Source organism: Kitasatospora phosalacinea (assembly GCF_000717185.1).
Classification (GTDB): domain Bacteria; phylum Actinomycetota; class Actinomycetes; order Streptomycetales; family Streptomycetaceae; genus Kitasatospora; species Kitasatospora phosalacinea_A.
Genome location: NZ_JNYE01000038.1, coordinates 1 through 21,812, shown reverse-complemented (window position 1 = coordinate 21,812; position 21,812 = coordinate 1). Strand labels below are relative to the sequence as shown.

Here is a 21,812-nt window from a genome sequence, read left to right as displayed (position 1 = left end):
AGCGGATCGGGTCTGGGTGCGGGCGGCCGGATCCGGTGGACTGGTGTCGGCCGGAAGGACCGGCCCGCAGGACGGACACCGACGAACGTCGACGAACACCAGGAGCCGAGAATGCCGATCGTCACCATTCAGCAGGGCCCGCGCGAGGTCGAGCAGAAGCGCGAGCTGGTCGAGCGGGTCACCGCCGCCTTCGTGGAGGCCCTGGCCTGCCCGCCCGAGAGCGTCCTGGTGTGGATCCAGGAGTACCCGGCCGAGAACTGGGGCAAGGGCGGCAAGCTCACCGCCGACCAGTAGCCCCCGGCGGAGCAGCCGACGGAGCAGCCGGCGGCCGCACCCAGGGCGCCCGCCGCTGCCCCGGCTCCAGGTGCTCGCGCCAGTACCGGAAGACCACCCCGGTGGCGACCTCCAGGCGCCGGGCGGCGACCAGCCCGGTCGCCTGGACCGCCCCGCCGTCGTCGCACTCGAACGCGACCAGCACCCCGGGCGTCCCGCCGACCGCCCGGGCCACCCACTCCTCCTCCGCCCCCGTCGCCGCACGGAACACCGGGTCGTGGAACTGCTCCGCCGGGCACCGGACGAACAGCGGTTCCTGGAAGCGCAGTTCGAGCCCGTGGTGGTACGTCAGGTCGTAGTCCGCGCCCAGCACGAACAGTTCCGGCGTCGAGGTGACGACGTCCCAGTCCCACCACGAACCCTCCGGCAGTTCCGGCACCGTCCGAACCACCCGCACCACCCTACCCCTCCTCCGCGCGTCAGACGCACGCGGACGCGGCCGCAGGCCCGGACACAGGCTCGGACACGGTGGCCTTGTTCCTGAGAACGGGTTCTGGTCCAACTTCTGTGGTGTGACTACTCCGTGTGACCATTGAGCTCCCCGGGACGTCTCCCGAGATCGTCTGGAAACGGCCGGTGACGGCGGCGTTCGAGCTGATGGTTCTGGGCTGTGCGCGAGGTACTGCTCCGGCTGGAAGAGCTGCTCTTCCTGTCGGCTCCGGAGATCATGGTGGTGTCGGTGCAGGACGACGGCGAGGTGATCCGGGTCGGTGTCAGATCCCGTACAACCAACGCGTGCTGCCCGGGCTGCGAGAGCTGGTCGGGGCGAGTGCACGGATCCTACCTGCGGTTTCCCGCCGATCTTCCCGTGGCAGGACGGCGGGTTGTGCTGCGGCTGCGGGTCCGGCGCTTCACGTGCGACGACGCCTCATGCGAGCGGCGGACGTTCGTCGAGCAGGTCACGGGCCTGACCCGCCGACACAGCCAGCGGACCGAACGAATGCGGTCGGCGCTGGCCGAGGTCGGCCTCGCCCTGGCCGGTCGCGCTGGCGCCCGGCTGGCCGACGTCTTCGGGGCGAGAGCCAGCCGGAACACGGTCCTGCGACTGGTCGACGCGCTCCCGGAGCCTCAGCTGCGGCCCCCGCGAGTGGTCGGCATCGACGAGTACGCGATGCGCAAGGGACGTGTCTACGGGACCGTGCTGGTCGACGTCGAGGCCCGCCGACCAATTGACCTGCTGCCGGATCGCGAGGCGGGCACGGTCGCGGCCTGGCTGGCCGAACGCCCGGGGATCGAGGTCGTCTGCCGTGACCGTGCTCCGTTCTTCGCCGAAGGCGCCAACATCGGGGCACCCAGCGCCGTCCAGGTTGCCGACCGTTTCCACCTCTGGCGCAACCTCGGCGAAGCCGCTGAGCGCTGCATCTCCCGTCATCGTTCCTGCCTGCGCGGGACCACCGCCGAGGCGGCCCCGCAGAAGGCAGAGGCCCAGGAACCGGCGGACGGCGGCTTGCCATGGCCCACCGGACACCGCTTCGCCGACCGCACCCGCGCCAAGCACGCCACCGTCCACGCGCTGCTGGCTGCCGGCCACAGCCGACGCTCGATCCAACGCCAGCTCGGTATGACCTACCGCACCGTCCAGCGGCTGGCGGACGCCGCGAGGCCGGAAGACCTGTTCCAGGGACAGTGGCAGAACCGCAGGACCAAGCTCGACGACTTCAAGCCGTACCTGAACGAGCGGTGGGCCGAAGGCTGCACGAACGCCTGGACCCTCTGGGAGGAGATCAAGACGCACGGCTACCGCGGCGGCTACGGAGCCGTCCGCGCCTACCTACAGCCGTTCCGCACCACCCCGACCGCACCGGCCGCCCGACCACCATCGCCGCGGACCGTCGCCGGGTGGATCCTGACCCACCCCGACACCCTGCCAGAGAGCGAGCGACTCAAGCTGAAGTCAGTGCTCGCGCACTGCCCTGAACTGGACGCGCTCACCGGTCACGTCCGCACGTTCGGGAGGATGATCACCGAACTCCAGGGCGACCGGCTCCCGCAATGGATCAAGGCGGTCCGCGCCGACGAGCTGCCCAGCCTCCACACCTTCGCCAACGGCCTCGAACGCGATCTCGCCGCCGTCACCGCGGGTCTGACACTGCCGTGGAGCTCCGGCGTCGTCGAAGGCCACGTCAACCGGATCAAAATGATCAAGCGCCAGATGTACGGCCGGGCCGGCTTTGACCTGCTGCGGAAGCGAGTTCTGCTGGCCTGACGGCAGCTCTGTTGCCCGGTGGGTCCATTCAGCTGATCGCGAGCGGCACAGGATCAAGGCCCAGCTTGTTCCGGCATGAGGCGACGCCCCTGGCGACCCAAGCGGTCACGGCGTCGCGATCTGCCGCGATCGCGTGCAGCTCACGTGCCTTCTCCTGGGCTTCGACCATCCACGGGGCCAGCGCGTCCTCTCGGAGGACTCGCTCGAAGTGATTGCGGGCCGTGTCCGGATCACCGACCAGGGCGGCCGCGATCCCGGCGTCGAAGCCGTCCCAGAGGAATCCTCGGCGCACCGGCCTGGACGTCAGGTACCGGGCGACGTCCGGCAGAGCTGGGAACTTCTCCCTCAGCGCGGTCACGTTCGCAGCCGCCTGTCGGCTGAGTTCGAGTGCCAGCGGCGTGAACTGCTCCTCGGTGCGGAACAGCTCGGAGCCGACCCGGACTGCGTCCACGTGGAAGGCCAGGTGGTCCACGTCGTGCCACAGCCACATCGCACCGACGTGCAGACCGCTGCCGGGTGTCCGTGGCGGGGTGTACTCCACAACCCCCAGCCACCACCCGTGATCATCAATCCACAGCCGCGACCGCCCACGCTGGGCCAGGTCAAGCGGCTTCAGGGACTCCCGTGCCGCCGAGGTGATGATCCGGAGCACCGGACTGCGATCTGCCATGACCGGCATTATCAACCGTCCTACCGACACCCCTGTCGGTACTGAGCGTCACCGGTCCACAGAAGTTGGACCAGAACCCGTCCTCGTGAACAAAACCGCGGCGGGAGCCTCGCCGTCGGCTGGGCCCGGGGCGGCCGGCTGTCGGCGTCCGGGGCGGGGCCGCTGGCGCCCCCGCGGGCTCAGAGGTCGTCCGCCCAGGGCGGGTCGGCGCCGGGGACGGCGACCGTGCGGGCGGCGACGCGGGCGGCGAAGGCGCAGGCGCGTTCCAGGTCCTCGGGGGTGAGGGAGTCGAGGCGGCCGCCGAGGTGGCCCTGGAGGGCGAGGGAGTGCAGCAGCCCGGCGGTGAAGGAGTCGCCCGCGCCGACGGTGTCGGCCACCGGCGTCACGGGCGCGGCGACCCGGACGCGGCGGCCGTCCAGCGAGGCGAGCGCGCCGCGTTCGGCGAGCGTCACGACGACCAGTCGGGCGCCCGCCGCGTGCCAGCGGTCGCAGGCGTCCTCGGGGGCGGTGCCGGGCAGCAGGACGCGCAGGTCGTCCTCGCTCAGGCGCAGCAGGTCGGCCAGTTCGCACCAGCGGTCGAGGCGCTGCCGGTAGGCGTCGGGGGCGACGAGCAGGGTGCGGACGTTGGGGTCGATCGACACGGTGGCGTACGGGCGGGCCTCGGCGAGCAGGTTCTCGATCCGCGGGCCGCCCGGTCCGCGCACCAGGGCGAGCGAGCCGGTGTGCAGGCACACCGATCCGTCGTGGCGGGCGGCGGCGAGTTCCTCGCGGGTCCACTGCCAGTCGGCGGTGCCCTCGGCGTGGAAGGAGTACGCGGCGTGGCCGTCGCCGTCGAGCGCGGCCAGGGCCAGGGTGCTGGGTTCGGCGGCCGCGACGGTGTCCGCCAGGTCGACGCCGGAGCCGGTCAGGCGGGTGCGGAAGAGGGCGCCGAACGGGTCGGCGGAGATCCGGCCGACGAACCGGGTGGGCGTGCCCAGCCGGGCCAGGGCGACCGCGGTGTTCGCCGGGCCGCCGCCGGGCAGCACCCGCAGCGCGAGTTCGCCCGGCCGGGCCCCGTCGCGTTCGACGAAGGCGTCGGCGACGCACTCCCCGACCACGGTGATCTGCCGACCCGCCATCGATACCAGCCTCCCGACAGGGTGAACGCACATCCGGCGGTCCGGACTCCATCACCGGAGGCCGCCCGTAGTCAACGCGCGGACCGTCGACCGGGTCACCCCCGCCGCGCCGGACACGCCCGATGTACGTTTCAGCGCGGCCGGTCGGGTGGCCCCCGTCAAGTGGGAGCGCTCCCAGACCTCTTGACGACCCCTAGGGCGGTCTGGCTTCATATGGCAGGCCCGCGAGGGCCACCGGTGGGAGCGCTCCCGATAGCCCGGACCGGCATCACCCCGCACCGCCCGCGCTCCCCATCACGAGCACCACAAGCACTACGAGCACCACGAGCACCACGAACGTCTCGGACCACCCCACCCCCACCGGACGCCCCCCACGCGTCCAGAGAGGAACGAGACCCATGCGCCTCCAGCTGCGTCGGCGCCTGACGCGCCGCCTGGCGGGCTGTGCCGCGGCCCTGGCCGCCGCGCTCGTCACCACGCTGACCGCCCCCGCGGTCCCCGCGGCCCAGGCCGCCACCACGACCACCACCGCTGCCGCGGCCACCACCGCGGGGACCGGGTACTGGCACACCAGCGGTCGGCAGATCCTGGACGAGGCCGGGAACGCCGTCCGGATCGCGGGCATCAACTGGTTCGGCTTCGAGACCTCCAACTACGTGCCCCACGGCCTGTGGAGCCGCGACTACAAGTCGATGATCGACCAGATGAAGTCGCTGGGCTACAACACCATCCGGCTGCCGTACAGCGACGACATCTTCAAGGGCACCTCCCCGAGCAGCATCAACACCTCCAGCGGGATGAACACCGACCTGGCCGGCCTGAACTCGCTCGGCGTGATGGACAAGCTGGTCAACTACGCGGGCAGCATCGGCATGAAGGTCATCCTGGACCGCCACCGCCCGGACTCCGCCGGGCAGTCGGCGCTCTGGTACACCGCCTCGGTGCCGGAGTCGACCTGGCTGGCGAACCTCAAGGCGATCGCCGCCCGGTACGCGGGCAACTCCGCCGTGATCGGCATCGACCTGCACAACGAGCCGCACGACCCGGCCTGCTGGGGCTGCGGCGACACCGCCACCGACTGGCGGCTGGCCGCCCAGCGCGGCGGCGAGGCGGTGCTGTCGGCCAACTCGAAGCTGCTGGTCTTCGTCGAGGGCGTGCAGAGCTTCAACGGCAGCTCGTACTGGTGGGGCGGCAACCTGCAGGGCGCGGGGCAGTACCCGGTCCAGCTGAGCGTCCCCAACCGGGTGGTGTACTCGGCGCACGACTACGCGACCAGCGTGGCGCAGCAGACCTGGTTCTCCGACCCGAGCTTCCCGTCGAACATGCCGGGCGTGTGGGACAAGAACTGGGGCTACCTGTTCAACCAGAACATCGCCCCGGTGTGGGTCGGCGAGTTCGGCACCACGCTCCAGTCGGCCACCGACCAGGCCTGGCTGAAGGCCCTGGTGCAGTACCTGCGGCCGACCGCGACGTACGGCGCGGACTCCTTCCAGTGGACGTACTGGTCGTGGAACCCCAACTCCGGTGACACCGGCGGCATCCTGAACGACGACTGGACCACGGTCAACACGGTCAAGGACGGCTACCTGGCCTCGGTCAAGGCCCCGGGCTTCGGCTCCACGGGCGGCGGCACGGGCGGCGACGTCCAGGCGCCCTCGGTGCCGGGCGGGCTGGCCGTGACGGGCACCACCGCGAGCAGCGTGGCGCTGTCCTGGACGGCGTCCACCGACAACACCGCGGTGACCGGCTACGACGTGTACCGCAACGGGACGAAGGTCGGCTCGCCGACCGGAACCTCCTACACCGACAGCGGGCTGAGCGCGGCGACGGCGTACAGCTACACCGTCCGGGCGAAGGACGCGGCGGGCAACGTGTCGGCCGCCTCGGCGGCGCTGACGGCGACCACCGCGACGAGCGGCGGCACCGGCACCGGCTCCGGCTGCGCGGCGACGATCAGCCTGAACGACTGGGGCAGCGGCCTGACCGCGACGGTCACCGTCACCAACACCGGCACCGCGGCCACCAAGGCCTGGCAGGTCTCCTGGACGTGGCCCAGCAGCCTGCAGATCAGCGGGAGCTGGGGCGCGAACGTGACCCGCAGCGGGCAGACCGTCACCGCGACGAGCCTGGCCTACAACGGGGCGCTGGCTCCGGCGGCGTCCACCTCGTTCGGCGTCCAGGCGACCCGGAGCGACGCCTCGGCGGCGGCGACCGCGACGGCGGTGTGCACCGCGACCTCCTGACCGGCCGCTCCTGACCGGCCGCTCCTGACCGGCCGCTCCTGACCGGCTCCTCCTGATCCACCCCGCTCCTGATCCACCCCGCGCAACGCCCGTTCACCGTCGGCCGGTTCCTCCGGTCGGCGGTGAACGTGCTTGTCGGGCCGGGTGGTTCAGGACTCGCGGTGGGCCTCCAGGAAGCCCGCGCCGTCGAAGCCCGGGACGGGCGGGAGTTCGCGCCCGAGGCTCGCGGCGAAGGCGTCGATCGCGGTGAAGCCGGTCCGCCAGCCGTGCGCGTCCAGCCAGGCGGCGGTGCCGGAGCCGAGGCCGCCGCGCCACAGGGCGGTCATCTCGGTGAGCCCCGCCTCGGCCGGGACGCGGGACAGGTCGCGGCCCTGCTCGGTCAGCAGTCGGCTGCCGGGCGCCGACAGGTCGCCGACGGCGGTGAGGAGCCCGGCGGCCTGGTCGGCGTCCAGATAGACCAGCAGCCCCTCGGCCAGCCAGTCGGTGGGCCGGGCGGGGTCGAACCCGGCGGCGAGCAGCCGGTCCGTCCAGCCGGGGTCGGCCAGGTCGGCGGGCAGGACGGTGCGCTCGCAGGCCGCCTCGGCGCCCCGCTCGTCGAGGACGCCCTGCTTGAAGTCGAGGACGGCGGGCAGGTCGATCTCGAACAGCCGGGTGCCGGACGGCCAGGCCAGCCGGTGGGCGCGGGTGTCGAGCCCGGCGGCGAGCAGCACGACCTGGCGGGGGCCGAGGGCGAGCAGCCGGTCGTCGTAGAAGCGGGTGCGCATGACGCCCCGGGCGACCAGCAGCCGGGCGAGCGGCCCGGCCGGGCCCTCGGTGGGCAGGGGGGTGCCGGAGGCTTCGATGAACGCCAGGGCGTAGGGGTCGGTGAACAGCGGCTCCGGCCGGCTGCTCTCGTAGGCGCGCACCCGGGCCACCGAGAGCGCGGTGCGGGAGACCGGGCTCAGTTGCGCGGCGCGGGGCGTGCCGGGGCCGCCGGGGTCGGAGCCCGCGGGCTCGTTGGTCGTCATGCCGCAAAACTACATCGCCACAGATGCATCTGTGAAGATGAATCTGCGACGATGCATTCGTTCCGATACATTCGCACCGATGCATCGGCGGCGATGCAGTGGCCGGTGGCGCGGTAGCCTGTCCGCCATGGACGGCGTACGGCTTCTGCGACTGGGCAAGCGGCTCACCGAACTGGGCCGGGCGATGGTCACCGACCACGCCTCGGAGACCCTCACCCCGGGCGAGGTCGCGGTGGTCTCCGACGTGTACCAGCACCCGGGCAGTTCGGTGCAGGACATCCGGGTCCGCACCGGTTTCGCCCAGAGTCACGTCTCCACCTCCGTCGCCCGGCTGCGCGAACGCGGCCTGCTGGACGCCGCCCCCGACCCCGCCGACGGACGCCGCACCCTGCTGTCCGTCTCCGCGCTCGCCCGCGGCTACGTCCGCGCCCGGGCCGCCCGCCCCGCCGAGCCGCTGCTCGCCCGGGCCCTGCCCGACCCCGCGCAGGCCCGGCGGGCCGCCGAGCTCCTGGACGAGCTCTCCGCCCTGCTGCTCCCCGCCCCGGCCGCGCCGGCGCCCGCCGGGCCGCCCGCTCCCCCGCCCCCGGACACCTGGCCGCCCGCCCGGGGAGCGTCCTCCGCCGCCGTCGGTGAGCATGGAACGGACGGGGACGCACAGGGTCCGAGCCCAGCCCAGGGAGGCCGTGAATGATCGAGATCGCCGACATCCGGGAGTGGCGCAACCACGACGTGGTCGACCAGGACGGCAAGAAGATCGGCAGTCTGGAGAACGTCTACGTCGACACCGCCACCGACCTGCCGTCCTTCGCCACCGTCACGGTCGGCATGCTCGGCCGGCACCGCCTGGTGTTCGTGCCGGTCGCGGACGCGGTGGCCGGCCCCGGCTACCTGCGGGTGCCGTTCGACCGCAACGACGTGAAGAGCGCGCCGTCCATCGGCACCGACGACGTGCTCGCCGCCGAACAGGAGCCCGAGGTCTTCGCGTACTACCACCTCGACTACGTCACCGGCGCGAGCGGCGAACGGCGGCTGGCCCGCCGCTGAGCACCCGCCCCGGCCGTTCGGGCGCCCGGGCCACCCCAGCCGCCCGGGCCACCCGGGCCACCTCGGCCGCTCAGGCCGACAGCAGCCCGGCCAGCCCGCCGTCCCAGTCGATCCGCTCGAACTCGCTGCCCAGCGGCACCAGTTCGAGCGTGGTGGCGAGGAACCCGGCGATCGCGGCGCAGTCGACGGTGAGCACCACCGAGCCGCCCGCCCCGCCGAGCACCAGGCAGAGCAGGCCGTCGTCGACGGGCGCGAAGTGGATGTCGCCCTCGCCGACCGGCCCGTGCAGCGCGGCGAGCAGCATCTCGCGGGAGAGCACCCAGCCCGCCCCGGCGGCGCGCGGGCCGAAGTCGAGGCTCACCGCGTACGGGTCGTCGGGCCGGTAGCGCCAGTCGGCGTCGAGGTGGACGGCGGCGCCGTCGGGGGCGAGCAGGTACAGGGTGATCCGCTCGGTGACGGGTCCCATGGCGGTGCTCCCTTCCGTTTCTCGCGGGTCGGTGGGACCGGCCGGGTCGGGGGCCGGTGGCCCGGGGCTCAGGCGGCCTGGTGGTGGCGGTGGTCCTCGACCCGGGCCTTGAAGGCGGCGAGCTCGTCGATGACCTTGCGGTCGGTGAAGCCGAGGCCCTCGACCAAGTGGTCCCACAGCCCGTGGGGTTCGGTGTCGAGCTGGAGCATCAGCCGGGTGGAGTGGTCGGTGACGCGGTGGAAGGTGACGACTCCGGAGTGTCCGGGCAGTTCGGGGCCGCCGCTCCAGGCGATCCGGTCGGGCGGCAGCACCTCGGTCGCGGTGGCGCCGCGTCCCGCTCCGCCGCGCATGCACGCGGGCAGCGATTCCGTGTCGGTCCACTCGCGGTAGACGGTGCCGATCGGCGCGTCTATCTCGATGGACTCCTCGATCCGGCCCATGTCGTTCCCTCCTCCGCCGGGGTGCGGCCGCCGGGTGCGGTCCGCGTCACCGGGCCGCCTGCCCCGCCCGCCCGGGCGCATGCGCGTCCGATCGGGGCGAAAGTCGACACATTTCCTTCACCCAACCTCCACCGTCGTATCCTGCATGATCGAAGGGTCCCCGGGTACCCGGGGACGGACCGGCCGGAGACGAGGAAAGGACTGGCATGCCCGTGCCCACTGATGAACTTCTCCTGAACGCCCCCACCGAGGCGCCCTCCGACCACCCCGGGGCGGCCCGACCCGCCCCCCTGGGCGCTTCCCTGTTCGACGTTCCGGGCCTCGACCGGGAGGTGCTCGCCGACCCGGCGAACGCCTCGCCGACCGACGCCCGCGAGATGACCCGGGTGCTGCTGCGGCGACTGGCGGGCCTGGAGGAGGGCACCCGCGAGTTCAGTTACGTCCGCAACACCCTGATCGAGCTGAACCTGACCCTGGTCCGGTTCGCGATCCGCCGCTTCGGCCACAGCAAGGAACCGTACGAGGACCTGCTGCAGGTCGGCTCGGTCGGCCTGATCAAGGCCATCGACCGGTTCGACCCGACCCTGGGCGTCGAGTTCACCACGTACGCGGTGCCCACCATCGTCGGCGAGATACGCCGCCACTTCCGGGACACCACCTGGTCCGTGCACGTGCCGCGCCGGCTGCAGGAGCTGCGGCTGGACCTGGCGAAGGCGCAGGACGCGCTGACCCAGACGCTGGACCACGAGCCGACCGTCGCCGACCTCGCCGAGCACCTCTCGCTGACCGAGGAGGAGGTGATCGAGGGGCTGGCCGCCGCGAACGCGCACACCGCGGGCTCGCTCGACCTGACCTCCCCGGGCGAGGGCGACGGGCAGCAGCCCGCCGAGCGGCTCGGCCGGGTGGACGGGCGGTTCGCGCTGGTGGAGAACCTGGTCGCGCTGAAGCCGATGATCGCGCAGCTCCCGGAGCGGGAGCGGCAGATCCTGGCGATGCGGTTCACCGAGGACCTCACCCAGTCGCAGATCGGCGAGCGCCTCGGGCTGTCCCAGATGCACGTCTCCCGGCTGCTGTCGCGGACGCTCGCCAAGCTGCGCACCGGCCTCGTGGCCGAGGACTGACGTCCTGCCGATTCTCGTCGGCGAGACGGCCCCGGCCGTCCGCACCGGGCCCTCCGTCTCGACCGCCGGGCTCGTCAATGCGTAAGGTCGAGGCAGATCGGTCGAAGGAACAGGACGAGGATGCCAGCCGAGAACTTGCCCATGGCCCCCCTGGCCGTCGACGTCCGGCGCACACCGTCGCAAGCGGCGGTGTGCGTACTGGCGGGCGACCTGGACATCGAGACCCTGGCCCCCGCCCGGGAGGCGCTCGACTTGCTGCTCTCCGAGCGCCCCCCGGTGCTGGTGGTCGACCTCGGACGGGTCGACTTCTGCGACTCGTCCGGGCTGAACCTGCTGCTCCAGACCCGGATGGCCGCCACCGACGCAGGGGTGGCCTTCCACCTGGCGGCGCTCTCCGGTTCGGTCCGGCACCTGCTCGAACTGACCGGTGCGAAGGCCGTGTTCGCCATCCACGAGACGGTGGACGCAGCCCTCGCATCGGACGGGTGAGCCGTGCACACGTCAACCGCCGCGTCACGAACGACCGGGCGTCCCCGGCATAATCCGGGCCCGGCCGGGAAACCGACCCGTGAGACCGAGCTGATGAGACGGACCGATGAAACCGCCGCCAAGAGCGAAGGGGACCCGCACGTGACACCGAGCCGGGGGACCCTCGACGGCGACCGCCCCGACGCAGGGGCGGCGCTGCCCCGGGGCGGACAGCGCCGCCGCCTGCGACTGGCGGGCGTGCCGCGCCCGGTGGCACGCGCCCGGGCGTTCACCGCGGAGGCGCTCGGCGACTGGTCGTGGTCCGCACCGCCCGACCCCGACCTCGCCGAGGACGTCGTGCTGCTGGTCGCCGAACTCGTCGGCAACGCGATGCTGCACGCGGGCGGCCCGCTCGAACTCGTCCTGGACGCGACGCCCGACCGGCTGCGGATCGAGGTCTCCGACGCGTCCGAGGTCCTGCCGACGCTGCGCACGCCGCACCTGCCCGGCCTGCCCGGCGGTCACGGCCTGTTCATCGTGCAGCGCACCGCCGACCGCTGGGGCGCGGACCGGCACAGCCAGGGCAAGTCCATCTGGGCGGAGATCGACGCCACCCGGCTGCTCGCCTGACCGGCTCCGCGAGGACGAAAGCGTACGACGGAGGCGGCCCCCACTTCCCGGGGGCCGCCTCCGTCGTACTCCTGCCCGCCCGCGCGGCGGGTGCCTCACGCGGCGGGCGCCTCAACGGGCGCGGGCGCGATTGCGCCGCCGACGGCGCAGCATGCCGCTCCGCTCCTCCTCGGTGCAGCCGCCCCACACGCCGTAGCGTTCGCGGGCAGCCAGCGCGTGCATCAGGCAGCGCTCCCGAACGGGGCAGCGGGCGCAGACGGCCTTGGCGGCGCGGTCGCGCTCCTCGTGGGCCTGGCCCCGCTCCCCCGCCGGGTGGAAGAACAGCTGGGAGTCGGCGGCGCGGCAGGCTCCGTCGAGCTGCCAGTCCCACTCCTCCTCGAGGGCGCCGGGCAGGCGCGAAATCACGGTCATCGGGTGCTCCTTCCGTCGGACGGTCGGATCGTCGGTTCACCGGTTCACCGGTTCAGTTCGTCGGTTCACCGGTTCGTCGTTCTGGCGGACGAGCCGCTGAACACATGAACGGATGTCCGTCCGTCTAACCGGGATCCGCCGCCCGAAGCACCCGCGCCCCCGTGACCCCGAGACCGCGCGACCGCGCTCCCGGTCAGTCGGCCTCGGTCTCGGGCGGCGAGGAGACCGGGACGGTGAACTCGGGGCCGTCCGCGGAGGTCTTCTCGCTCTCGTCCGACGGCGGCGGCGACCCCTCGCCGGTCATCCGGGCTTCCGGGGTCTCGGTCGGCGGCCACTCGTCGGCCGGCGCGTCCTGGTGGGTCCCGTGCGTGTGGTGCGACATCGTGCCTCCTCGGCTCCGTCCCGTCCCCCGCTGCTCTCCATCCTGGTCCCCGTGCCGCCGTGGCGCCGCCCGGCCGTCCGCGGGTGGGCCGGGGTCGGCTGCCGGGGTCGGCTGGCGGGTTCGGCGCGGACGGGGCACGGTGGACGGGGGACCGTTGTGCACCGCCGCGAGAGGAGAGGCCATGTCGTCGAAGCGCCGCCGCAAGAAGAAGGCCCGCGCGAGGCGCGGAGCAAACCACGGACGTCGGCCCCAGTGCTGACGTCCGCACTCCCCGCACCGAACGCTGACCACTGACGACGCCGGAGCGGCCGTCGTACCCGGAACCCAGCCCGGGCGCGACGGCCGCTCCGCCGCGTTGCCGCTCCGCCGTCTTCCCGCTCCGCCGCTCCGCCGCTACGCCACGTCCCCGCCCGCCGGGGCGGACGGTCGCGCCCGGGCCCTGGCGGTCGCGGCGGCGCGGATCGGGGAGAGTCCGCAGGCCCAGACCATGGCGGCGCCGAGCAGCCGGGCAAGCGGGCGGTCCCAGAGCCGGCGGACGGCCCAGGGGCGGCGGACGCCGAGCGCGGGGCGGGCCCAGGCGGGCAGCAGGCCGGTCGCCGCGTTGGTGAGGATCCGGACGGCGAGGCGTTCGCGCCCGGTCCGGCCGAAGCCGCGCAGCAGCGCGACGGCCTCCAGCGCCTCGGGGGTGGCCCGCAGCGCGCCGCGCGCCCCGGCCAGGTAGCGGGCGAGCCCGGCGCGGGAGAGGGGAACGCCGTCGGCGCCGAGGAGTTGGCCGATCTGGGCGACCTCGGCGAGGTAGTCGTCGCACTGCGCCGCGGTCAACCTGCCGCCACCGGCGAAGACTTGGTGACCCGCCAGGAAGCAGGCCGCTTCCGCGGTGTGCACCCAGCACAGCAGGTCGGGGTCGTCGGCCCGGTACGGCCGTCCCTCGGCGTCGCGGCCGCGGACGTAGCCGTGGATGCGGCGGACGTCGGCGATCGCGGCCTCGGCGGCGGCGGAGGAGCCGAGCGTGGTGGTGGAGACGAACCGGGCGGTGCGGTGCAACCGGCCTGCCGGGTCGGTGCGGTAGTCGGAGTGCTGGGCGACGGCGCGCATCGCCACGGGGTGCAGCGACTGGAGCATCAGCGCGGCGAACCCGCCGACCAGCATCCCGGCCGGGTGCCCGTGCACCCGCCACACCACGCTGTCCGGGCCGAACAGCCCCGGGTCCCCGGCCGGGCGGTCGTAGCGCTCCAGGTGCAGGTCGGCGCCGTGCACCGTGGAGTTGATCTCCCGCAGCAGGCGCAGCCGCAAAGCCTCGCCGGGCCGCCGCCACCGGGGCGGGCCGTCCGCCGCTCGCCCGTCCGCCATCCTCCACCGCCGTTCCGCCCTGGACGCCTTCCCGTCACCCTACGCCGGGAGCCGCCCGGGAGCGGCGCGCGGGGGCGGGGGCGGAACGGGGCTGACAGTTCGCCGGCATGCGGCTACGATCACCGGCGATGACTACTCACGGATTGGAGGTCCCGTCCTTCCGAAGTGCGTGCTGATGTACGACACTTCCCTCCTGGACGAGGACACTCGCAACAGTTTCTGGTCGCGCGTCCGGCGTTTCGCCGTCCCCCCGACCATGATCGATGCCGCCACCGCCCGTCGTGCGCTGGGCGATTGGGGCGGTGCCTGCGCAGCGGCCGGATGCGATCCGGAGTTCCGACTGCGCGCCGTCACCCGCGCGTACGGGTCCGAGCTGGCGGGGCGTCTCCGGGCCGACCTGCGGCACCTGGCTCCCGACCTGCTGCGCTGGCACCTGCCGCGGATCGCCCCGGACGGGGTGCTGCGGCCCGGGCTGACGCTGACCCTGGCGCGCTACCCGCGCGACGGGGGCGGGGCGCCGCTGCACCTGGTCGCCCGGACCGCACCCGACCAGGCCTCGGCGGGCCAGCGGATCGTGCTGGCGCTGTGGGACGCCGACGCCCGCCCGCCGGGCGGGCGGCCCCGGCCGCGGCCCGACCCGCGCTTCCGCCTCGACCTGCACCGGCATCTCTGGGACGTCCGCCGCTCCGTCGAACTCGCCGACCGTACCGCCGAGCTGACAGACAGTCACTTCGCTGACACCGTCTGGGAGTTCGAGGCCGGCCTGGTCCGGTCGGCGGACGGGCTGCCGGACGGCGCCCCCGTCGCGGTGCGGCTCGCCCACCGGCGGCACCTGCTGCTCGGCGGCCCGCCGGCCGCGCCGGCGGAGGCCGGGCGCGGGGCGGCCGTGCTGCCGGACGCCGCCACCTGGACGCCGCCCGACCTGCTGCTGCTCCGCGCGGGGCTGATCGGGCCGGACGCGCTGCACCCGCTGGTGGCCGCCGCACTCGCCCCCGGACACCGGCCCGCAGTCGCCCCCCAGCGGCCCGAACGGGCGGGCGTGGAAGGGCCGTTGACGGTGGAGTGCCGGGGCGTTCCACACCGGATCGCCGTGGTCGACGGGGTGCTCGTGCCGCTCGACCACGACCCGGAGCAACTGCGGCGCGAGGAGGCGCTGGCGGAACTCGGCGGGCCGCCGCTGCCGTGCCTGCGGGCGATCGACCGCGCGCACCGGCAGCCGGAGGACCTGGACGCCATCCAGCAGCGGCTGCTGCACGGCGACCGCGCCGGGGCGCTCGCCGCGGTGCACCGACTCATCGGCCCGGAGGCCGTGCTGCGCCACGGCCCGCTGGCCGAGGCGCTCGACGCCGACCTGCAACGCCGCCTGGTCCACAGCCTGCACACGGCCGGTCTCGAACCCACCCGCAGCCGCTACGACACCGCCCCCGCCCCCGTGACGGGCGACCCGCGCCCGCACGGCCGCCCGCACCGCCCCGCCCCGCACCACCTCCCCCCCGCACCACCGGGGGCCCCGGCCCTGGTAGGGCCGACACCTCGGCACGCCACACCCTGACGCGCCTTCTCCGCCCCCTTCCAGCTCCTCCGGCCCCTCCGGCCCCTCTGGCTTCTCTGCCCCCTCCGGCCCCTCTGCCCCCTCCAGCTCCTCCGGCTTCTCTGCCCCTCCGGCCCCTCCGGCCCCTCTGCCCCCTCCGGCCCCTCCGCCCCCTCCGGCCCCTCCGGCCCGAAAGGTGATCACCCATGCCCTCCTCCGTTTCGCCCTCTCCCCAACTCGCCCTCGCCGACCGGCTCCTGCACCTGCTGAAGGAGTCCCGCACCGAGCCCCGCCAGGACCTCCAGGTCGAGGCGCTGACCCTCGCCGTCGCCGCCGATCTTCCGGTCCTCCTGTGGGGGGAGCCAGGCATCGGCAAGACCGCCGCGCTGACCCAGCTCGCCACCGAACTCGACCTGCCGCTCACCACGGTGATCGCCAGCGTCCACGAGCCGTCCGACTTCTCCGGCCTGCCGGTGATCGGCGACGACCCCGCCGCGCAGGGCGTGCCGCTGGCGCCGCCGGACTGGGCGGTGCGGCTGGTCCGGCAGGGCCGCGGGCTGCTGTTCCTCGACGAGTTGTCCACCGCGCCACCCGCGGTGCAGGCCGCCCTGCTCCGGCTGGTGCTGGAGCGGCGCATCGGCTCGCTCCAACTCCCGCCGGGCGTGCGGATCGTGGCGGCGGCCAACCCGCGCGCCTCGGCCGCCGACGGCTGGGAGCTGAGCCCGCCGCTGGCCAACCGCTTCGTCCACCTGGACTGGGTGCACGACGCCGAGGTGGTGGTGCGCGGCCTGGGCGGCGTGTGGCCGCGCGCCGAACTGCCCCGGCTGGACGCCGAACGGCTGCCCGCCGCGGTCGAGTTCGCCCGCCGGGCGGTGTGCGGGCTGCTCACCGTCCGACCGGAGCTGACCCACCGGCTGCCGTCCGCCGAGGCCCGGCGCGGCAAGGCGTGGCCGTCGCCGCGCAGTTGGGAGATGACGGTGCGGCTGCTCGCGTTCGGCTCGGCGGCCGGTTCCTCCCGCGAGGTGCTGTCGCTGCTGGTGCGCGGCACCGTCGGCGACGGGCCGGGGCTCGAACTCCTCGCCACCGTCGACCGGATGGACCTGCCCGCGCCCGAGGACCTGCTCGCCGACCCGGCGGCCGCCGTCCTGCCCGAGCGCGGCGACCTGCGGCAGGCCGTGCTGGACGGCGTGGTGGCCGCCGTCCGCGCCCGTCCGACCCGCGAACGCTGGGACTCCGCCTGGGCGTTGATGGCCCGGGCGCTGGAGACCAGCCCGCCCGACCTGCTGGTGGTGCCGGTGACCACGCTCGCCTCACTGCGCCAGGATGCCTGGGACGTACCGGAGTTGATCCACCGCTTCGCCGGTGCGCTGCAGGTCTCCCGCCGGGCGGAGCGTTCGGCGGCCCGCGTCCCCGCCGTCGCGGGCCGCCGGTGAGCGCCCCGGCCGGAACGGGCGCGGCCGCGACCGCCCGGGCCGCGCTGCTGCTGGACACCGAGAAGCTGTTCGCGGCCCGACTGCACGCGGTGCGGGCCCGTCCGTACCTGGCGACGGCGCTGTTCGCGATGCACGTGGTGGAGTCGTCCCGGGTGCCGACCATGGCCGTGGACCGGTACTGGCGGTGCTACGTGTCGCCCGGGTTCGTCGACCGCACCTCCGAGGAGGAGCTGGCCTCGGTCTGGGTGCACGAGGTCTCGCACCTGCTGCGCGACCACGCCCGGCGCGGCGACCGGGCGATGCGCGTGCTGGACCTGGACGGGCCGGCCGACCGGCTGCGGGTCAACCTGGCCGCGGACTGCGAGATCAACGACGACGCGTTCGGCGACGGCCTGGTCCGGCCCGTCGACGCGGTCTACCCGGGCACCCTCGGGCTGGCCGAGGGCGGGCTGATGGAGGACTACCTGCGGCAGTTCACCGTCGACACCAAGTACCAGCACCTGGTCTGGCTGGAGTGCGGCAGCGGCGCCGACGGCCTGGAACGGGAGTGGGAGCTCGGCCCGGCCTGCCCGCACGGCGCGGACTGCGACTGCGGGCAGGGTCTGGCCGAGCACGAGCGCGACCTGGTCCGGTTCCGGGTCGCCCAGGGCATCCTGGCCCGGCCCGGCAGCACCCCCGCGGGCTGGCGGCGCTGGGCCCGGGAGGCCTTCCACCCGCCGCAGCCCTGGCGGGAGCTGCTCGGCGCGGCGGTCCGCTCCGCGGTGGCCGCGGCGGGCGCCGGCACCGACTACAGCTACGGCCGTCCGGCACGCCGCTCGTCCGGCCTCCCCGGGGTCGTGCTGCCCTCGCTGCGCCGCCGGACGCCCCGGGTCGCGGTGGTCGTCGACACCTCGGGGTCGGTCAGCGACCGCGAGCTGGGCACCGCACTGCTGGAGACCGCGGCGATCCTGCGCGCGGTGGACGGGCGGCGCGAACTGGTCTCGGTGGTCTCCTGCGACGCGGCCGCCCGGTTCGTCCGGCAGGTCGCCGCCGAGGGCGGGCTGGAGCTCGTCGGCGGTGGCGGCACCGACCTGCGGACCGGTTTCGCCGCGGCCCTGCGCCGCCGTCCCGCCCCGGACGTGGTCGTCGTCCTGACGGACGGCCAGACCCCGTGGCCGAGTTCCCCTCCCCCGGCCCGCACCGTCGTCGGCCTGTTCCGGCGGCCCCGCCGCGTGGACGAGAACGATCCCGACTACCTCCCGGACGGCCCGCCGGCCTGGGCGAAGGTCGTCACCCTCGGCTGAGCCCGGCCCCCACTGCTCGGCCCTCAGCCCAGCCGGAAGCGCAGCACGTCGCCGGGCCTGGCCTGCGCGGCCGCGTCCAGGTCGGTGCGGCGGACCACCGCGATCACCGGGTACCCGCCGGTGACGGGGTGGTCGGCGAGGAACAGGATCGGCCGTCCGGAGGGCGGGACCTGGAGGGCGCCGCCCACCATGCCCTCGGAGGGCAGCTCGCCGCCCCGGGCCCGTTCCAGCACGGGGCCGTCCAGCCGCATCCCGACCCGGTCGCTGTCGGCGGTCACGGTGTACGGCTCGCCGCACAGGGTGCGCAGCGCGGCGGGGGTGAACCAGTCGTCGCGCGGCCCCGGGACCACGTGCAGCACGACGGGCCCGGGCCGGTCGCGGCGCGGGGCGTGCTCGGCGGCGGGCCAGCCGGTGGCGGCGGTGCCGACGGGCAGCAGTTGTCCGGCGGTCAGCCGTTGCGGGCCGAGCCCGGCGAGGGTGTCGGTGGCCCGGGAGCCCAGCACGGCGGGGACGTCCAGTCCGCCGCGGACGGCCAGGTAGGCGCGCAGGCCGCGGTCGGGCGTGCCGATCCGCAGCCGGGCCCCGGCGGGCACCGCCAGCGGGGTGCGCGGGCCGACCGGGCGGCCGTCCACCCAGGCCGGGCAGTCGGCTCCGGCGAGTGCGCAGGTGGCGGCCCGGCCGAACTCCAACTCGACCCCGCCGAGCGGCATTTCGATCCCGGCCGCGCCCTCGGGGTTGCCCACCAGCCGGTTGGCGAGCCGCAGCGCGCCCCGGTCGGCGGCCCCGGACCGCCCCACCCCGAGCGCGGCCAGCCCGGGGCGCCCGAGGTCCTGCACGGTCGCCCCGTACCCGGCCCGCACCACCAGCAGCACGGCCGACCCGGCGCCCCTGTCCGCACCCGCATCCGCGTGCGTGTCCGCATCCGCGTGCGTGTCCGCATCCGCGTCCGATACACCGTCTCGCGCCGGTACGGCGTCCCCGAGGTGCCCGGAGTCCCCGTTCACGCCTCCCCTCCCGGCCCGGCCTCGACGAAGCGCACGGCGGTGCCCGGGCCCAGCCGGGTGGGCGGGTCGGCGGAGGCGTCCCACAGGGGGAGGTCGGTGGTGCCGAGCAGTTGCCAGCCGCCGGGCGAGGTGCGGGGGTAGACGCCGGTGTACTCGTCGGCGACGGCGACCGCCCCGGCGGGGACGCGGGTGCGGGGTTCGGCGCGGCGCGGCACCCGCAGGCGGGGGTCGAGCCCGGTGAGGTAGGCGAAGCCGGGGGCGAAGCCGCAGAACGCGACGCGGTAGTGCCCGGCGGTGTGGCGTTCGACGACCTGGCGTTCCGTCAGCCCGGTCAGGCGGGCGACCTCGGCGAGGTCGGGCCCGTCGTAGCGGACGGGGACGAGCACGGTCTCGGCGGCGGAGGCCGGTGGCGCCTCGTGCAGCGGGAGCGCGGTGACGGCGGCCCGCAGGCGCTGCCAGTCGGTCGCGGAGGGGTCGTAGCGGACCAGGACGGTACGGGCGGCGGGGACGAGTTCGCCGGTGCCCGCGGGCGGGGCGTCGCGCAGGGCGGCGTGCAGCCGCTGGGCCTGTTCGGCGTCCTCGGCCTCGACCAGGACGGCGTCGCTGCCGCACCGCAGTACCCGCACCGCACCCGTCCCGTCCGCCGTCGCCACGCCCGTCGCCACGCGCGCCGTCACCGTACCCGCCGTTGTTGCGCCCGCCGTTGCCGTTGCCGTTGCGCCCGTTCCCGGGCCGTCGGCTGCCCAAGGTACCAAGAAGTGGCGGCCCGTCACCGGTGCTGCGGGGCCCGGCCGCGGTCCCCGCCCGCTCGGTGTGCGGGGGCCGCGGTCGGGGCGTCCGGCGGTGGCCACGCTCCTCCGCCGGACGCCGCCCCGGTCAGGCCGGGGTCGCTTCGGGTGCCGGTCCGCGCTCCGGTCCGCGCTCCGGTCCGCCGTCCGCCCCGCCGCCCGTCGCACGGTCCGTACCGCGCCTCGGTTCCCGGCGCAGCAGGCGGCGGCGCCGGGGCTGGTCAGGGAGCCAGCCGAAGGCGAGGCTGCTGCCGACCAGACCGAGCAGCAGGCCGACGAAGAAGCCGCCGAGGTTGGAGGTGACCCAACTGCCGAGGGTGGCGAGGACGGCGATCAGGGAGTAGAAGACCCGTTGGACGGGGTGGAAGATGAGCAGCAGTCCGCAGAGCACCATCAGGGCGGGGACGAGGTAGCCCGCCAGGCCGAGCATGCCGATCCGGATGACCATGCGCATCGGGGCCTTCTCGGTGAACAGGATCTCGCCCCCGGCCAGGGCGACCAGCAGGCCGCCCCAGAACGGTCGGCGTCCGCGCCAGCCCGCGAAGCCGCGCGGGGCGGACGGCGTGTCGGACGTCGTGTCGGACGTCGGGGCGGACGTCGTGTCGGCGGCGGGCCGGGCGGCCGTGGTGTCGGCCGCCCGGTCCGGTGCCGGTCCGGGTTCAGCAGCCATTGCTGCTGAAGCTGAGGTGCATGTTGGGCAGGCGGAAGGTACCGGCGGTGGTGGCGTAGTTCTGCTGCCGGAAGTGGTCGACGGTGACGGTGTCGCCCTGCTGGCCGAACATGCCGGGCGGGCCGGCCACGCCGCCCTTGTCGAAGGTGCTGGCGTCGCGGCCGACTTCCAGGCCCTTGAACTCGGCGTCGCCGCTCATCAGGTCGGAGTCGGTGGTGAGGTTCTCGGCGGTGACGGGGGTGCCCTTGTCGCCCGCCGTGATCAGCAGGTTGATGCCGCCCAGGTTGACGCTCTGGCAGAGCTTGGTCAGCGAGGCCTGCTTGACCACCGTCTGGATCAGGAACAGCTGGCCGCCGGTGTCCCCGGCGTTGGGGCTGTTCTCGATCATGTTGTCGAGGGTGCCGAACTGTTCGAACCCGGTGCCGTCCAGCTTGTCGGCGGTGACCTCGAAGGCCATGCCGGAGATGGCGAACTGGGTGGCGAGGACGTTCTGCGCGGTCAGGGTCACCAGGGCGCCGGCGGCGACGCAGGCCGGTATCGCCATCAGTGCGGCGCGGCGCAGCCGGACCCGGCCGCGCCCGGTCGTGGTGGCGGCGGCGGGTTGTTCTGCGGAGGGTGCCATGGACAGCTCCAGAGGGTTCGGGTGGGGGGGTCCGCGGCCCGTCGTGGATGTGAGTGCCTGGCGTGGACCCGGAGCGCCAACTGTGGTGCACGGCAGTGCAGTTGACGATCTTTCTCACAACCGGCGGGCTGACTGGAAGTTACCCCGGGGTACATGGCGGGTCAATACTTCGCGCACCGTCCAGGATTTCCGGAACCAGGGTCAACTCCTGTTGCTGATGCGGAACTTGAGAAGCCAGCTCGCCCGAACTCCGCTCACCTTCCTTCCAACTTCCGCGCACTGCCTTGACGTTGAGCCGAAAGGCCGCCTAGAACTTGGCAGGTACCCGGCGGTAACCCCGGCGCACTTCCCCGTACGGGGGCGCCGCGTTCCCGGTACGGCGGACCGCTCCGGCGCGACGGTGGCAGTCGTGCGCCCTCGGCCCGGTCGCTCGTGGCGTCGAGCGCCCTGATTCCCCCAGGCCCACCCCCGCTCGACCGCCCAACGACCCGCACACCCCGGCCACCTGGCACCTGGCGCCCGGCACCCGGCACCCGGCACCCGCCCGTACGGCCGCCCCGCCCCGCCCCGCCCACCCCCCTGCCGTCAGGAG

At 74.5% G+C, this 21,812-nt stretch carries 24 protein-coding genes; 11 read left to right on the top strand and 13 right to left on the bottom strand.

From position 1 onward, the window contains the following. The first annotated feature begins 111 nt into the window (after nt 1–111). On the top strand, nt 112–294 hold the full coding sequence (gene dmpI / locus OO57_RS47400; protein ID WP_033253525.1) for a 4-oxalocrotonate tautomerase DmpI: 183 nt from the start codon (nt 112–114) through the stop codon (nt 292–294). Here dmpI and OO57_RS17960 read toward each other — a convergent pair. After that, a complete protein-coding gene (locus tag OO57_RS17960) occupies nt 278–733 on the bottom strand; it encodes a hypothetical protein (protein WP_033253524.1) in 456 nt (151 codons plus the stop codon). The genes dmpI and OO57_RS17960 overlap by 17 nt on opposite strands. A gap of 210 nt (nt 734–943) precedes the next feature. On the opposite strand from OO57_RS17960, the gene OO57_RS17955 reads away from it, so the two are divergent. After that, the gene (locus tag OO57_RS17955) at nt 944–2,539 is read left to right on the top strand and encodes an ISL3 family transposase (RefSeq protein WP_033253523.1); all 1,596 of its coding nucleotides are present in this window, start codon (nt 944–946) and stop codon (nt 2,537–2,539) included. A gap of 28 nt (nt 2,540–2,567) precedes the next feature. Here OO57_RS17955 and OO57_RS17950 read toward each other — a convergent pair whose 3' ends face one another. Continuing rightward, nucleotides 2,568–3,209 (bottom strand): hypothetical protein, encoded by a 642-nt coding sequence (locus OO57_RS17950; RefSeq protein WP_158715154.1) that lies wholly within the window; start codon nt 3,207–3,209, stop codon nt 2,568–2,570. Between the two features lie 179 nt (nt 3,210–3,388). After that, nucleotides 3,389–4,327, bottom strand: a complete 939-nt coding sequence (locus OO57_RS17945) for a carbohydrate kinase family protein (protein ID WP_033253522.1) — start codon at nt 4,325–4,327, stop codon at nt 3,389–3,391. 398 nt (nt 4,328–4,725) lie between these two features. On the opposite strand from OO57_RS17945, the gene OO57_RS17940 reads away from it, so the two are divergent. Then, nucleotides 4,726–6,570 (top strand): cellulase family glycosylhydrolase, encoded by a 1,845-nt coding sequence (locus tag OO57_RS17940; RefSeq protein WP_033253521.1) that lies wholly within the window; start codon nt 4,726–4,728, stop codon nt 6,568–6,570. Between the two features lie 149 nt (nt 6,571–6,719). On the opposite strand, the gene OO57_RS17935 is transcribed toward OO57_RS17940, so the two are convergent. Next, nucleotides 6,720–7,577 (bottom strand): SAM-dependent methyltransferase, encoded by an 858-nt coding sequence (locus tag OO57_RS17935; RefSeq protein WP_051777879.1) that lies wholly within the window; start codon nt 7,575–7,577, stop codon nt 6,720–6,722. 127 nt (nt 7,578–7,704) lie between these two features. Here OO57_RS17935 and OO57_RS17930 point away from each other — a divergent pair, with 127 nt between their 5' ends. Both OO57_RS17930 and OO57_RS17925 read left to right on the top strand, forming a co-directional pair. After that, complete coding sequence (locus tag OO57_RS17930; RefSeq protein WP_081973765.1) at nt 7,705–8,268, top strand: MarR family winged helix-turn-helix transcriptional regulator; 564 nt, start codon at nt 7,705–7,707, stop codon at nt 8,266–8,268. Next, nucleotides 8,265–8,621, top strand: coding sequence for a PRC-barrel domain-containing protein (locus OO57_RS17925; RefSeq protein ID WP_033253520.1), 357 nt, complete (start codon nt 8,265–8,267; stop codon nt 8,619–8,621). Before OO57_RS17930 ends, OO57_RS17925 begins: the two co-directional genes overlap by 4 nt. 70 nt (nt 8,622–8,691) lie before the next feature. On the opposite strand, the gene OO57_RS17920 is transcribed toward OO57_RS17925, so the two are convergent. Continuing rightward, nucleotides 8,692–9,087, bottom strand: coding sequence for an SsgA family sporulation/cell division regulator (locus OO57_RS17920; RefSeq protein ID WP_033253519.1), 396 nt, complete (start codon nt 9,085–9,087; stop codon nt 8,692–8,694). A gap of 68 nt (nt 9,088–9,155) precedes the next feature. Further along, nucleotides 9,156–9,527, bottom strand: a complete 372-nt coding sequence (locus OO57_RS17915; protein WP_051777877.1) for a hypothetical protein — start codon at nt 9,525–9,527, stop codon at nt 9,156–9,158. Nucleotides 9,528–9,733: 206 nt separating this feature from the next. Between OO57_RS17915 and OO57_RS17910 the strand changes: the two genes are divergently transcribed. From OO57_RS17910 to OO57_RS17900, 3 genes are all read left to right on the top strand, one after another. Continuing rightward, nucleotides 9,734–10,648 carry an RNA polymerase sigma factor SigF gene (locus OO57_RS17910; protein WP_033253518.1) on the top strand — a complete coding sequence of 305 codons (915 nt, stop codon included), beginning with the start codon at nt 9,734–9,736 and terminating at the stop codon, nt 10,646–10,648. Between the two features lie 141 nt (nt 10,649–10,789). Further along, a complete protein-coding gene (locus tag OO57_RS17905; RefSeq protein ID WP_234337386.1) occupies nt 10,790–11,137 on the top strand; it encodes an STAS domain-containing protein in 348 nt (115 codons plus the stop codon). A gap of 141 nt (nt 11,138–11,278) precedes the next feature. Beyond that, nucleotides 11,279–11,746 carry an ATP-binding protein gene (locus tag OO57_RS17900; protein ID WP_081973763.1) on the top strand — a complete coding sequence of 156 codons (468 nt, stop codon included), beginning with the start codon at nt 11,279–11,281 and terminating at the stop codon, nt 11,744–11,746. Between the two features lie 111 nt (nt 11,747–11,857). On the opposite strand, the gene OO57_RS17895 is transcribed toward OO57_RS17900, so the two are convergent. The 3 genes from OO57_RS17895 to OO57_RS17885 all read right to left on the bottom strand — a co-directional run bounded on the left by OO57_RS17895 (nt 11,858) and on the right by OO57_RS17885 (nt 13,889). Continuing rightward, on the bottom strand, nt 11,858–12,157 hold the full coding sequence (locus OO57_RS17895; protein ID WP_033253516.1) for a WhiB family transcriptional regulator: 300 nt from the start codon (nt 12,155–12,157) through the stop codon (nt 11,858–11,860). Between the two features lie 193 nt (nt 12,158–12,350). Further along, nucleotides 12,351–12,539 carry a hypothetical protein gene (locus OO57_RS17890; RefSeq protein WP_033253515.1) on the bottom strand — a complete coding sequence of 63 codons (189 nt, stop codon included), beginning with the start codon at nt 12,537–12,539 and terminating at the stop codon, nt 12,351–12,353. Nucleotides 12,540–12,932: 393 nt separating this feature from the next. Further along, nucleotides 12,933–13,889, bottom strand: coding sequence for an oxygenase MpaB family protein (locus tag OO57_RS17885; protein WP_106974024.1), 957 nt, complete (start codon nt 13,887–13,889; stop codon nt 12,933–12,935). 175 nt (nt 13,890–14,064) lie between these two features. Here OO57_RS17885 and OO57_RS45630 point away from each other — a divergent pair, with 175 nt between their 5' ends. From OO57_RS45630 to OO57_RS17870, 3 genes are all read left to right on the top strand, one after another. Continuing rightward, nucleotides 14,065–15,441 (top strand): hypothetical protein, encoded by a 1,377-nt coding sequence (locus OO57_RS45630; RefSeq protein WP_081973772.1) that lies wholly within the window; start codon nt 14,065–14,067, stop codon nt 15,439–15,441. Between the two features lie 185 nt (nt 15,442–15,626). Further along, nucleotides 15,627–16,853: an AAA family ATPase gene (locus OO57_RS17875; protein ID WP_033253513.1), complete on the top strand. Its 1,227-nt coding sequence runs from the start codon at nt 15,627–15,629 to the stop codon at nt 16,851–16,853. After that, on the top strand, nt 16,850–18,136 hold the full coding sequence (locus OO57_RS17870; RefSeq protein ID WP_199811278.1) for a DUF2201 family putative metallopeptidase: 1,287 nt from the start codon (nt 16,850–16,852) through the stop codon (nt 18,134–18,136). The genes OO57_RS17875 and OO57_RS17870 overlap by 4 nt, the downstream gene beginning before the upstream one ends. Nucleotides 18,137–18,159: 23 nt before the next feature. On the opposite strand, the gene OO57_RS17865 is transcribed toward OO57_RS17870, so the two are convergent. From OO57_RS17865 to OO57_RS17850, 4 genes are all read right to left on the bottom strand, one after another. Further along, the gene (locus OO57_RS17865) at nt 18,160–19,008 is read right to left on the bottom strand and encodes a biotin-dependent carboxyltransferase family protein (RefSeq protein ID WP_033253512.1); all 849 of its coding nucleotides are present in this window, start codon (nt 19,006–19,008) and stop codon (nt 18,160–18,162) included. A gap of 128 nt (nt 19,009–19,136) precedes the next feature. Then, a complete protein-coding gene (locus tag OO57_RS17860) occupies nt 19,137–19,766 on the bottom strand; it encodes a 5-oxoprolinase subunit B family protein (RefSeq protein WP_033253511.1) in 630 nt (209 codons plus the stop codon). Between the two features lie 250 nt (nt 19,767–20,016). After that, nucleotides 20,017–20,598 (bottom strand): DUF6114 domain-containing protein, encoded by a 582-nt coding sequence (locus OO57_RS17855; RefSeq protein WP_267884967.1) that lies wholly within the window; start codon nt 20,596–20,598, stop codon nt 20,017–20,019. Further along, nucleotides 20,588–21,220, bottom strand: a complete 633-nt coding sequence (locus OO57_RS17850) for a DUF6230 family protein (RefSeq protein ID WP_033253510.1) — start codon at nt 21,218–21,220, stop codon at nt 20,588–20,590. The genes OO57_RS17855 and OO57_RS17850 overlap by 11 nt, the downstream gene beginning before the upstream one ends. Between the last annotated feature and the right edge of the window lie 592 nt (nt 21,221–21,812).

Excerpts from the sequence above, each read along its gene's own strand:
- dmpI (WP_033253525.1), top strand. The coding sequence starts at position 112 with ATGCCGATCGTCACCATTCAGCAGGGCCCGCGCGAGGTCGAGCAGAAG.
- OO57_RS17950 (WP_158715154.1), bottom strand. The coding sequence starts at position 3,209 with ATGGCAGATCGCAGTCCGGTGCTCCGGATCATCACCTCGGCGGCACGG.
- OO57_RS17945 (WP_033253522.1), bottom strand. The coding sequence starts at position 4,327 with ATGGCGGGTCGGCAGATCACCGTGGTCGGGGAGTGCGTCGCCGACGCC.
- OO57_RS17940 (WP_033253521.1), top strand. The coding sequence starts at position 4,726 with ATGCGCCTCCAGCTGCGTCGGCGCCTGACGCGCCGCCTGGCGGGCTGT.
- OO57_RS17935 (WP_051777879.1), bottom strand. The coding sequence starts at position 7,577 with ATGACGACCAACGAGCCCGCGGGCTCCGACCCCGGCGGCCCCGGCACG.
- OO57_RS17930 (WP_081973765.1), top strand. The coding sequence starts at position 7,705 with ATGGACGGCGTACGGCTTCTGCGACTGGGCAAGCGGCTCACCGAACTG.
- OO57_RS17925 (WP_033253520.1), top strand. The coding sequence starts at position 8,265 with ATGATCGAGATCGCCGACATCCGGGAGTGGCGCAACCACGACGTGGTC.
- OO57_RS17920 (WP_033253519.1), bottom strand. The coding sequence starts at position 9,087 with ATGGGACCCGTCACCGAGCGGATCACCCTGTACCTGCTCGCCCCCGAC.
- OO57_RS17915 (WP_051777877.1), bottom strand. The coding sequence starts at position 9,527 with ATGGGCCGGATCGAGGAGTCCATCGAGATAGACGCGCCGATCGGCACC.
- OO57_RS17910 (WP_033253518.1), top strand. The coding sequence starts at position 9,734 with ATGCCCGTGCCCACTGATGAACTTCTCCTGAACGCCCCCACCGAGGCG.
- OO57_RS17905 (WP_234337386.1), top strand. The coding sequence starts at position 10,790 with ATGGCCCCCCTGGCCGTCGACGTCCGGCGCACACCGTCGCAAGCGGCG.
- OO57_RS17895 (WP_033253516.1), bottom strand. The coding sequence starts at position 12,157 with ATGACCGTGATTTCGCGCCTGCCCGGCGCCCTCGAGGAGGAGTGGGAC.
- OO57_RS17890 (WP_033253515.1), bottom strand. The coding sequence starts at position 12,539 with ATGTCGCACCACACGCACGGGACCCACCAGGACGCGCCGGCCGACGAG.
- OO57_RS17885 (WP_106974024.1), bottom strand. The coding sequence starts at position 13,889 with ATGGCGGACGGGCGAGCGGCGGACGGCCCGCCCCGGTGGCGGCGGCCC.
- OO57_RS45630 (WP_081973772.1), top strand. The coding sequence starts at position 14,065 with ATGTACGACACTTCCCTCCTGGACGAGGACACTCGCAACAGTTTCTGG.
- OO57_RS17875 (WP_033253513.1), top strand. The coding sequence starts at position 15,627 with ATGCCCTCCTCCGTTTCGCCCTCTCCCCAACTCGCCCTCGCCGACCGG.
- OO57_RS17855 (WP_267884967.1), bottom strand. The coding sequence starts at position 20,598 with ATGGCTGCTGAACCCGGACCGGCACCGGACCGGGCGGCCGACACCACG.
- OO57_RS17850 (WP_033253510.1), bottom strand. The coding sequence starts at position 21,220 with ATGGCACCCTCCGCAGAACAACCCGCCGCCGCCACCACGACCGGGCGC.